We start from the raw sequence: 11,211 nt of genomic DNA, 5'->3' as shown, positions 1-11,211 counted from the left end.
GGACGCCCAAGGCCCCGAGGTCGTCTTCAACCCCGGCCGCAGCGACGAGGTCCGCACCCTGAAAGCCAACGCCCGCAAAGTCAAAGCCGGCGACATCGTCCGGCTCGCCGTCGGCGGAGGCGGCGGCTTCGGAGACGTCTCCCAGCGCTCCCGCGAAGACATCACCTACGACATCGTCAACGGCTTCATCACCGAGGACTTCGCCAAGAGCCACTACGGATACTAAGCACCACCAGCAGATCGGTTGCCATCTAAAAAGAAAGGACTCCATGAGTTCCCAATTTGAATCCTTCGACGACGTGTACGCCCACGCCCGGGAAGCAGTCGGTGTCACACTCTTTACGGCCTCCGTCGTTGCCGACAACGGCGCCAGTATGGCCCGCGTCTACACTACCCATCCCGATGTCTATCCGGTGGGCGGAAAGAAGACCCTCTCCGGGGACACGAACCCAGTGTGGCTGGAGCAGGTGCTCAAGGGACAGCAGCCGTTCCTGGGGGCGGATAAGGAAGCGGTCCGCGCATTCTTCTTTGATTCGGCAACCATCGAGTCACTGGACTGCGGGGCCATCGTGAACGTTCCGGTCGTGAGCAAGGGCCGGACTATCGGATCCATGAACTTCCTCGCACCTGAGGGCAGCTACGACCAGAGTTCGGTGGACGCAGCCGTGGAGATCGGACGGCGGTCTGTCCATTTGCTCGAAGAAGCCCTTACCACGCCAGCTAGTTTCTCCGTGGGCGGGTACCAATTGGGGGGCCCGCCCAAGGGGGCAATACGAAGGAACCGCACGTGACCACTCCGGCAAACCTGACAATACGGAACGCCCTAATCTTCGACGGTGAATCGCCTGACCTGATTGAGGGGTCTATAAGCATCCGGGATGGCCGGATCATCGCCACAGGGCGGGAGGTGGAAGAGACCGGTGTCGTCCTTGACGCAGACGGCCGCACCGTGATTCCAGGACTTATCGATGCCCATTTTCATGCCTACGCGCTTAGCCTGACGTCCGCCAGGAACGAGACGGGGCCACTGAGCTATTCCGCACTTGCCGGGGCACGGCGCCTCGCGGCTGCACTGCTCCGCGGCTTCACTGCGGTTCGTGACGTTGCCGGTGGGGACATTGGCCTTGCCAGCGCCATCGAGGAGGGTCTGTACCCTGGTCCACGCTACTTCTTCACAGGCCCGGCGCTAAGCCAGACGGGCGGCCACGGCGATATCCGGGCCGCGAACCACGGAGGCTGCTTCCACGGCGGGCACATGTGCGAAGTGGTGGACGGCGCCGATAACCTGCTGCGGGCCGTACGTCACCGATTCCGCACAGGCGCGTCCGCGATAAAGCTAATGACCTCCGGAGGGGTCGTTTCGCCGGTCGATCCGATACGGGTTCCGCAGTACAGCGCGGAGGAAATCCGCGTGGTAACGGGAGAGGCTTCCCGCCGGGGCAGCTACGCCACCGCTCACGCATATTCGCCCGAGGCCATTCGCCATTCAGTACTTAACGGGGTTCGCTGCATCGAACACGGCAATCTGCTGGATGCGGAAACCGCCCAGCTAATGGCTGAAAACGACGTCTATCTAGTCCCCACCTTGGTGACGTACGAGGCCATGGAACGACGCGGAGAGGAAGCCGGCCTCACCAAAGTGGGAGCAGCCAAGAACCGGGAAGTGCTAGAGGCCGGAAGGAACGCCGTGGCACTGGCCCGAGATGCCGGGGTCCGGATTGGGTTCGGAACAGACCTCATGGGTGAACTTGAGAATGAGCAGCTGACCGGACTCCGTCTGCAGTGTGAAGCGCTTGGCGTGTACGGCGCACTCCGGTCGGCAACATCAACCAACGCCGCCCTGCTTCGCCGCGGTGACCTTGGACGCATCACCCGGGGTTCCTGCGCGGATTTGGTGGTGCTAGACGGGAATCCCTTCCATGAACCCTCGATTCTCTGGGACGAAAGCAAGGCGCGTACCGTCATTAAGAACGGGCAGATCATCTCCACAGGTGTCCTCCGGGGTGCGGCGGACTTGCGGTTAGACGTTCCGGTTGCCTAAGAAAGCAGCAGAAAATACCCGGAAGCAAGGAGAGGGCCCGACAAGCTGAAATGGGGTACTGCGCCCTAACTCGCTGTCGGCCCCACAACTCGATTGTGGGTGTCCTTGCCGGTGGGATATTTAGACTCCCAGTAAGCCTGTCCGCATTAGCGGACAGGCTTACTGACTCACGGTTCCCCATGATTCAATCGTCCCCACCGCGGTACCTGTAAAGAGTGCACTAAATCTCCACATGTCCGCGTAAGGAAACCATTAAGGACCGACGACGACCGCTCGGTTTGGTGGTCTGATGAAGATAGTCAATCGAGGCTTTGGGCTGCCCCCGTAGGAGCTGAAACCACCATGAAACGCACTCCCCTCAACCAAGGAACGGCGGACGATTCCGAGCCTTCCCGCGCGGCCCCAGAAGACTACGTCGTTGTCGATGAGCTCGGTGATTTCACGTACTATCCGTCCAAAACCGCGATGCTCGAAGACCTTGAGTATGTTGACGAAGCAGCCAGCATTTTGGACCGGGCGGGCAACAACTTCCACTTGTCCTTGGAGGCGGACCGGAAGCTGACCTTGGGGTCCTCGTTCGGCCGGGTCGAATTTACGTGGCTCCGCCAGACCTGGATCAACAACCGGCGCCGCGAACCGCAAGCGCATCGATTGCTCCGTCTCTACCCCGCAACTCTGGATGCCCTTCTGACTGGAATATTTGAAACCCTGAGCCTGGAACTCGCCAGCAGCGCCACCAGTTCGCCCTGGATACTGGACGTAGCGGGAGAAGAGAACCATCCCGCGACGCTCCGGGACGTCGATGGCCTCCTAGCGCGGCTGGATCACCTTGAACGTGTCACTGTTCGCGATCCCTTCGGACACGTGTACCGGCCAACCCGTCATGCAACACACCGCCTCCATGCCCCTCGCGCAGGGGCGATCTACTACGTGGAGATGGAACCCCACCCCGGAGAGGCCGAGCAGCGTGCCAACGTACCTCGCAACCTGCCCTGAGTTCCTTCGCTGCGGGTTACCGCCCGGTAGGCCCGTTCTGCGATAGTTGGGTACATGGTGAACGTCCAGACCGAAATACTGATCCAGCGGCCCCGCGAGATCGTGGCAAGTTATGCTTCCGACCCGGACAACGCGCCGGTCTGGTACGCGAACATACGATCTGCGCAGTGGCAGACGCCGCGGCCCCTGGCGGTCGGATCCCGGGTTGCCTTCACCGCGCGATTCCTGGGCCGGAATCTGGACTATGTCTACGAATTCACCGAGCTTGTCCCCTGCGAGACACTCACTATGCGCACAAGCCAAGGTCCATTTCCGATGCGGACCACCTACACCTGGTCCGATGAGAATGGCGCGACCCGAATGACCCTGCGCAACACCGGCGAACCCTCCGGGTTCTCCGCGCTTGCAGGCATCGTCATGGCGCCAATGATGCGCGCGGCCATGCGCAAGGACCTGGAGAACCTCAAGAAGATCCTCGAAGCCGGCTAGAAACGACAGCCCCAAGTTCGCCGCCACCAGGAACTGCTAAGCGCTCATCAGGAAGCGGCAGGCGCGAACCAAGTTCGCAGCCGCCGCTCCGCGTTAAGCGTCAGGGCACGACGGCGACCACATCGATCTCGACCCGGAAATCGCCCAGGCCTACGACGTGGCGCGGCTCACGACGATGGAGCTAGCAGTTGAAGCGGAATGGCCGGCAAAGCCAACCGCAGCCAGGTAGCAGGGCCGACTTCGCGCCGATTCAGTGGTTGGTGAGGGTGATGTCGTCGAGGTACATCCAGGTGTCGTCGGCGGGGGTGGAGCCGTCGAGGTGGACGTTGAACCAGAGGGTGATGGTCTGGCCTTTGTAGGCGGTGAGGTCGGCGGTGAGCTGGGTCCAGGTGCCGTTGTTGTTGCAGAGTTTGAACAGGCTGGCCAGGGTGGTGCCGGTGGTGGTGCGGGCTTGTGCTTCCATCCAGTCGTACGGGCAGGCGTTGCCGGTGCAGGGGTCTTCGGCGCTGTGGGGCTGGTACCAGAAGGACAGGGTGGTGGTTCCGGTGGCGGGGACGGTGATGGTCTGGGACAGGCTGCTGTCCCCGAGCGGCTCGGCTCCGGAGGCCAGGCCCAGGAGCGCGGAGCCGGTGCCGGTGTGGGCGGTGGTGGAGGCCACGGGTGCCTTGACGCCGCCGGTGGTCCAGGAGGCCAGCCCGGATTCGAACCCGCCGTTGGTGATGGTCGTGGTGGTTGTTCCGGTGGGGGTGACCGGTGCCGAGGCGGCCGACGCCGGTGAGGTGCCGATGGCGTTCGTGGCGGTGACGGTGAAGGTGTAGGCGGTGCCGTTGCTCAGCCCGGTGACGGTGGTGCTGGTGGCCGGGGGTGTGCCGGTGACGGTGACCGGGGCCAGGGTGGTGGTGCCGGCGTGCGGGGTGACCGCGTAGGAGGTGATCGGGGAGCCGCCGTTGGCCGGCGCAGTCCAGGACACGGTTGCCGAGGCGTTGCCGGCGGCCGCGGTGACCCCGGTGGGGGCGCCGGGTGCCGTCGCGGCCGCGGTGGGGGTGACCGGTGCCGAGGCCGCCGACGCCGGGGAGGTTCCGACGGCGTTCGTGGCGGTGACGGTGAAGGTGTAGGCGGTGCCGTTGCTCAGCCCGGTGACGGTGGTGCTGGTCGCGGGCGGGTTGCCGGTGACGGTGACCGGGGCCAGGGTGGTGGTGCCGGCGTGCGGGGTGACCGCGTAGGAGCTGATCGGGGAGCCGCCGTTGGCCGGGGCGGTCCAGGACACGGTCGCGGAGGCGTTCCCGGCGGTCGCCGTCACGGCGGTAGGTGCGGCGGGGGCCGTGGGGGTTGTCTGGGTGTTGGTGAGGGTGACGTCGTCGAGGTACATCCAGGTGTCATCGGCCGGGCTGGCGCCGTCGAGGTGGACGTTGAACCAGAGCACGATGCTTTGCCCGTTGTAGGCGGAGAGGTTGGCGCTGAGCTGGGTCCAGGTCCCGGAGTTGCTGCTGAGTTTGAACAGGCTCGCCAGGACCGTGCCGCTCGTGGACCGGACCTGTGCCTCCATCCAGTCGTAGCGGCAGGTGGTGCCGGTGCAGGTGTCGTCCGCGGTGTGGGGCTGGTACCAGAAGGACAAGGTGGAGGTCCCGGCGGCGGGCATCGCGATGGTCTGGGACAGGCTGCTGTCACCCAAAGGCTCGGCCCCCGAGGCCAGGCCCAGGAGCGCGGAGCCGGTGCCGGTGTGCGCCGTGGTGGAGGCCACCGGTGCCCGGACGCCGCCGGTGGTCCAGGAGGCCAGCCCGGATTCGAAGCCGCCGTTGGTGACGCCCGGAGCGGGCGCGGCCGGGGTGACCGGGGCCGACGCGGGAGACGGCGCGGACGTTCCGACGGCGTTCGTCGCGGTCACGGTAAAGGTGTAGGCGGTGCCGTTGGTGAGCCCGGTCACGGTGCTGCTGGTCGCGGGCGGGTTACCGGAAACCGTCACCGGAGCCAGGGCCGTGCCCCCGGATGACGGTGTCACGGCGTAGGAGGTGATCGGGGACCCGCCGTTCGCCGGCGCTGTCCACGACACCACCGCCGAAGCATTCCCCGCCGTCGCGCTCACGCCCGTGGGTGCCGCGGGCGCGGTCGGCGCCGTCGGGGTGACCGGTGCCGACGCGGGAGACGGCGCGGACGTTCCCACGGCGTTCGTGGCCGTCACCGTGAAGGTGTAGGCGGTGCCGTTGGTGAGCCCGGTGATGGTCGTCGTGGTCGCGGGCGGGTTACCGGAGACTGTGACCGGGGCCAGGGTCGTGCCGCCGGACGAGGGCGTCACGGCGTAGGAGGTGATCGGGGATCCGCCGTTCGCCGGCGCCGTCCAGGACACCACCGCGGAGGCGTTGCCCGCCGTCGCGGTCACGCCAGTGGGTGCGGCAGGCGCCGTTGCCGCTGCCTGGGTGACATCGATCATCGAATAGTCATCCGTGGTGATCGAACCGTTGGATTGGATATTCAATCCGTAGCTGATTCCCGAGGCGCCTGCCGGCAGGGCGGGCGTGGTCCAGGTTATCTGGGTCCAGTTACTGCTCGCGTTGAACAACGGGCTCGCCGTCCAGTAGGTCCAGTACCCCGTTCCGGTGCGGTAGTAGACCTCGAACTGGGTGATGGCATTGGATTTATACCAAGCGCTGAGCTGATAGATATGGCCTGGAGTGCCCGTCGGTGAGCAGCCGCCGAGGTCCAAGGCGGGCAGGAGCTTCGCGTCACCGCTGACATAACCGCTCATTGTCAGCTGTTCTGCGTTGTTGCCCGTGTGGCCCGGTGAGACCACTGAATAGCTGGGTGTGTTGGTGCCGTATCCACCCGCTGCCCAACAGAGCGGAATTCCGCTGGTGAGCGTCTCCAGGCTCGGGTTCTGGATCATGTTGGTCCCCTGTGGAGGCGGGGGCGGCACCGGCGGGCCGGAGACGAGGGGCTGGACCGTGCCACCGATTACCTGGTCTACCGTCTTCACGACAACACTGCCCGCTGTCTGTTGTTGCGCGAGCCACGAGGCGAATTGGTTGAACAGACTGGGGCTGATGGTGAGGGTCGGATCGGTTCCCACCGCGATGTGGTGGAACGTCAATTGAACCCAGCCACCGCCAGCGGCCTGCGCCCTGGTCACGGAGTTTTCAAGGTTGGACAGCGTCCATGTGCTGTCCACTTCCTCCGGCGCTGCGGTGTCATAGGGGTTGGCAGGCGGGATGGTCTCGGCAGCAGGGAGCCCGGGATCGTCCTTGCTGTAAAGGTCCCCGAGGCCGCGCGCGCTGTTGAAACCGCAATTCTTCACGATGGTCTGCACGGCAGGGTCCAGGGAAGCGAAGGGGTAGGCGAAGCTGGTGATCTTGAAGCCCATGTTTGCCAGGGCAACCCTGCCGTTGCACACCTGCCGCGTCACTTCATCCGACGTCAAGGTGACCAAGTCCGGGTGGGTGACCGTGTGCCCGGCAATCTCATTGCCGTCCGCATAGAGTTGCTGCAGGTTCGCCGACGTGAAATAGCTCGGCTGATCGACCCATCCCGAGACCGTGTAAAAGGTGCCGTGAAGACCAAGGTTCTTCATCGTGGCAGCGGCGGTCATCTGGTCGGCGTTGCCGTCGTCGAAGGTAAGCGTGATGACAGTATTTGCCGCCGCATGGGCTGGCAAGGCAAAACCGCTCAGGAATGCCAGGACCATGGCAGCGCACGCCCCAATGGCACCCCAAATGGTCCCAAGGCGCCGCGTTGCAGCCCTCTTTCGCGTCGAGGATTCACCCACAACACTCACCGTCCAATCGAAGCCCTGGCAACCGGTCGAGGGTGGGAGTGCTCCCCGCACAAGACCTGCGCTGACCATACGGCGTCGCATCCGACCAAGTCGTGAGTGTGCTTCACCCGCTTCGGCAGAATCCCTGGCCGTCGGGCACCCCAGGGTTGGTTAACTAAGCTTGAGCGCCTTGACCGCACTCAACACTTTGGTGAGGGATTCCTTGGCGTCGCCGAACAACAGCGTTGTTTGCGGCTCGTACATGAGTTCGTTCTCGATTCCCGCGAAACCCGGCCGCATCGACCGCTTCAGGAAGACCACCTGGCGGGCCTCAGCCACTTCGAGGATGGGCATGCCGTAGATCGGCGAACCTGGAGTGGTCTTCGCGGCCGGATTGACGACGTCGTTCGCGCCGACCACGAGCGCTACGTCGGCCGTCCGGAATTCCGAATTGATCTCGCCCATTTCCTTGAGCGACTCATAGGGAACGTTGGCTTCGGCGAGCAGCACGTTCATGTGCCCGGGCATGCGGCCGGCCACCGGGTGGATCGCGAAATCCACATCGATTCCGCGCGCCTCAAGTTCGAGCGCCAGCTCCGCGGCCGTGTGCTGACCCTGCGCTACCGCGAGCCCGTAACCAGGAACGATGATGACCCGTTGCGCGTAGCCGAGAAGCACGGCCACGTCTTCCGCACTGGAGGAGCGCACGGGGCGGTCGCTCACCGCCGTCGACCCCGCCGTCGAGCCTCCCTTGAACGCGCCGAAGAGGATACCCGCAACGCTGCGGCCCATGGCCGCGGCCATGGCCCGGGTGAGGATGGTGCCGGAGGCGCCCACCAACGTGCCGGCCACAACCAAAAGCACATTGCCAAGCACCAGGCCGGAAGCTGCCACGGCAAGGCCCGTAAAGGCATTCAGCAGCGAGATGACGATCGGCACGTCCGCGCCGCCTACCGGCAGCACCAGCAGCACGCCTGCCGCCAGCCCCAGCACCAGGAGCAGCAGGGCGAGCGACAGGGAACCACTGAAAACGACGGCGACGGCGGCACTCACCGCCGCGAGCAGCACCGCTCCCATGAGGGTCGGCAGGCCAGGGAACACCACCGGGCGGGTGGTCATGAGCTCCTGAAGTTTGGAGAACGTGATGGCGGAGCCGGCGAATGACACCGCCCCCACCAGCAGCGTGAAGACAATGGCCACGCGCACCCAACGGTCCCCAGTATGCGCGAGTTCCAGGAGTGCGACGAGCGCCGCGGCGCCGCCGCCCACGCCGTTGAACAGCGCCACGAGCTGTGGCATCTGCGTCATCTTGACCTGGCGCGCCACCGGCGCGGCCACGCCCGAACCGACCACCATCGCCCCCAGGATCCAGGGAACGTTGTCCATTTTGACGGACATGAAGACGGTGGCGACGGCGAGCGCCGCGCCGAACGCGCCCACCAGGTTGCCTCGCCGGGCGGTGCGTGGCGAATTCAGTCCCTTGAGCGCGAGGATGAAACACACGGCAGCCGCGAGGTAGAGGAGCGAGGTCCACACCGGATCGATGAGGGTCATCGCGTGCGCTCCGTAGACTCGGCCTCGACGGCCGCAGCTTTCCCGTCCGGGGGCACCACGCGTTTACGGCCGCGGAACATCTCCAACATGCGGTCGGTCACTACGAAACCACCCACCAAATTGGCGGTGGCGAGGACCACGGCAAGCAAGGCGACCGCGAGGACCCAAGGGTCCGAGGCCTGCCCTGCGACGATGATCGCGCCCACCAGGATGATTCCGTGAATGGCGTTGGCCCCGGACATCAAGGGCGTATGAAGCGTGCTTGAGACCTTGGAGACCACTTCGAAGCCCACGAAGACCGCCAAAACGGTGATGGTGAGCAGGGCGATGCCGTCCATCAGGAGACCCCCTCGTTGGCGGAGCTTACGGATTCCGCCGTCTCGGCGGAGAGCGCCGCAAGGGCCTCGGCGGTCGGACCGTGCCGCACCTCGCCGTCGTGCGTCAGGCACGCGCCCGCCACCACCTCGTCTCCGAAGTCCGGGACGACTGCGCCGTCACAAGTCATCAGGGCCAGCAAGTTCGCGACGTTCTTCGCGTAGAGGCGCGAGGCGTCCGCGGGCATGGCAGAGGCGGCATCCTTCATCCCCACCAGGGTGACCGTGCCTTGGCCGTCCGCCGTCGGTATTTGAAGATCCATGCCAGGCACCGTGCCTTCCACATTGCCGCCGGACTCCGCGGCGAGGTCGACCACCACCGAGCCCGCGCGCATGTGCTGGACCATTTCCCGGCTCACCAGGAGAGGGGCCCGCCGTCCGGGGACCGCCGCTGTCGTGATGAGGACGTCCGCCTGGGCCACGTGCGGGGCGAGCAGCTCACGCTGCAGGGCGCCGCGGTCGGCGCTGAGCTCGCGCGCGTAACCGCCGGACGATTCCGCCGTCTCCACGTCAAGCTTGATGAAGGTGCCGCCCATCGACGCGACCTCGTCCGCCGACGCCGGCCGGATGTCGTTGGCGGACACGCGTGCACCCAGCCTTTTCGCGGTACCGATTGCCTGCAGGCCGGCCACGCCCGCGCCCAACACCAGCACGCGGGCCGGGGGGATGGTTCCGGCGGCCGTCATGTAGAGCGGGAAGAAGCGCGGGAGGCGCATTGCCGCCTCGAGCACGCAGCGGTATCCGGCCACGAGGGCCTGGGATGTGAGCGCGTCCATGGATTGTGCCCGGGAAATCCGCGGCACCAGCTCAAGCGCGAAGGAGGTCACGCCCGCTTCGGCGAGCGCTCGGACGGTGGGAAGTTCCGACGACGGCGAGGCCAGCCCTACGGTAACGGCGCCCCGGCGCAGCGCAGCCGCCGTCGTGGGTTCGAGGGGGCGGACGTGCGCGTAGACGTCCAGCCGGGCCAGATCCAAGGCGGGGACGATGAGGGCTCCTGCCCGGCGGTAGTCCTCGTCGCTGTGGCCAGCGGCGGTTCCCGCTCCGCTTTCGACGACGACTTCCAGTCCCAGTCCAGCCAACTGGGTGACGGTCTCCGGCGTCGCAGCCACACGACGTTCACCCTCCAGGCGTTCCCGCGCTATGCCAAGTTTCACCCGCGCTCCCTTTCCGAACCCCAGTGTCCCTCTGACGATCATTGTCATGAGCCGTTGTTGGCTTGAGTCTAGGACGCGGAAGGCCCTGGCGGGAGTAGGGATGACGGCCCTGCCCGGCCATTCCCATCTTCGGGCTGCTCTAATAGGCTCACTGTGGGCTGGGAGCCTCCAGTTACGCACCGTCGATGAGCCGGTTCCGGCCGCGCCGTCGGGAAGGAACACAGCTATGGCAACGTACAAGATCGGATACTTCGTCGGCAGCCTTTCAAGCCGCTCCATCAACCGGGTCCTGTCCAAGGCGCTCATCAGCGTTGCGCCGGAGGAACTCGAATTCACCGAGATTCCGATCAGGGACCTGCCCCTGTACAGCCCGGATTACGACGCCGATTACCCGCCTGCCGGCCGGGCCCTCAAGGAGGCGATCGCGGCGTCGGACGGCATCTTGTTCATTTCCCCCGAGTACAACCGCTCCGTCCCCGGCGCACTGAAGAACGCCATCGATTGGGGATCCCGGCCCTGGGGCACCAACTCCTTCGCGCGCAAGCCAACGGGCATCATCGGCGCATCACCCGGAAGCATCGGGACGGCCGTGATGCAGGCCTCGATGCGCAGCGTCCTGAGCTTCCTCGACGCGCCTCAGCTGAACGCCCCGGAGGCCTATATCAAATTCAATCCGGCGTCCTATAACGAGGACGGATCGGTCAGGGATGAAGGCACGGCATCCATCTTGCGCCACTATGTGGAGGAATACTGTGCGTTCGTCGAGCGCGTCCTGGCTGCCAACGCACCTGGGCACATCGGCGACCACCATCCGGACCACGCCAAACTGACGCGGTAGCGCGGCGGCGCAGGTTCTAC

The 11,211-nt window shown here is 65.4% G+C and carries 9 protein-coding genes and 1 pseudogene; 6 read left to right on the top strand and 4 right to left on the bottom strand.

The genetic code is table 11. The features are described 5' to 3' along the window. The 5 genes and pseudogenes from AB0O52_RS15015 to AB0O52_RS14995 form a co-directional block, all read left to right on the top strand. Positions 1-226, top strand: a pseudogene (locus AB0O52_RS15015) (hydantoinase B/oxoprolinase family protein); the annotation flags it as partial. 43 nt (positions 227-269) lie between these two features. After that, entirely contained in the window at positions 270-791 is a 522-nt protein-coding gene (locus AB0O52_RS15010; RefSeq protein ID WP_364538853.1) for a GAF domain-containing protein, read from the top strand. After that, the gene (locus tag AB0O52_RS15005; protein ID WP_364538851.1) at positions 788-2,041 is read left to right on the top strand and encodes an amidohydrolase family protein; all 1,254 of its coding nucleotides are present in this window, start codon (positions 788-790) and stop codon (positions 2,039-2,041) included. Before AB0O52_RS15010 ends, AB0O52_RS15005 begins: the two co-directional genes overlap by 4 nt. A gap of 342 nt (positions 2,042-2,383) precedes the next feature. Continuing rightward, entirely contained in the window at positions 2,384-3,037 is a 654-nt protein-coding gene (locus AB0O52_RS15000) for a hypothetical protein (protein WP_364538849.1), read from the top strand. A gap of 54 nt (positions 3,038-3,091) precedes the next feature. Next, positions 3,092-3,526 (top strand): SRPBCC family protein, encoded by a 435-nt coding sequence (locus AB0O52_RS14995; RefSeq protein ID WP_364538847.1) that lies wholly within the window; start codon positions 3,092-3,094, stop codon positions 3,524-3,526. Between the two features lie 250 nt (positions 3,527-3,776). Here AB0O52_RS14995 and AB0O52_RS14990 read toward each other — a convergent pair whose 3' ends face one another. The 4 genes from AB0O52_RS14990 to AB0O52_RS14975 all read right to left on the bottom strand — a co-directional run bounded on the left by AB0O52_RS14990 (position 3,777) and on the right by AB0O52_RS14975 (position 10,353). Next, positions 3,777-7,202: a fibronectin type III domain-containing protein gene (locus AB0O52_RS14990; protein ID WP_364538845.1), complete on the bottom strand. Its 3,426-nt coding sequence runs from the start codon at positions 7,200-7,202 to the stop codon at positions 3,777-3,779. Positions 7,203-7,442: 240 nt separating this feature from the next. Beyond that, entirely contained in the window at positions 7,443-8,825 is a 1,383-nt protein-coding gene (locus AB0O52_RS14985) for an NAD(P)(+) transhydrogenase (Re/Si-specific) subunit beta (RefSeq protein ID WP_364538843.1), read from the bottom strand. Continuing rightward, positions 8,822-9,163 (bottom strand): NAD(P) transhydrogenase subunit alpha, encoded by a 342-nt coding sequence (locus AB0O52_RS14980; protein ID WP_364538841.1) that lies wholly within the window; start codon positions 9,161-9,163, stop codon positions 8,822-8,824. Before AB0O52_RS14980 ends, AB0O52_RS14985 begins: the two co-directional genes overlap by 4 nt. Then, positions 9,163-10,353, bottom strand: a complete 1,191-nt coding sequence (locus AB0O52_RS14975) for a Re/Si-specific NAD(P)(+) transhydrogenase subunit alpha (RefSeq protein ID WP_364538839.1) — start codon at positions 10,351-10,353, stop codon at positions 9,163-9,165. Before AB0O52_RS14975 ends, AB0O52_RS14980 begins: the two co-directional genes overlap by 1 nt. A gap of 226 nt (positions 10,354-10,579) precedes the next feature. On the opposite strand from AB0O52_RS14975, the gene AB0O52_RS14970 reads away from it, so the two are divergent. Further along, positions 10,580-11,191 carry an NADPH-dependent FMN reductase gene (locus AB0O52_RS14970; RefSeq protein WP_364538837.1) on the top strand — a complete coding sequence of 204 codons (612 nt, stop codon included), beginning with the start codon at positions 10,580-10,582 and terminating at the stop codon, positions 11,189-11,191. The last annotated feature ends 20 nt before the right edge of the window (positions 11,192-11,211 follow it).

Source organism: Arthrobacter sp. NPDC080073, from assembly GCF_040686575.1.
GTDB lineage: Bacteria > Actinomycetota > Actinomycetes > Actinomycetales > Micrococcaceae > Arthrobacter.
This window is presented reverse-complemented; position numbering and strand designations above follow the sequence as displayed.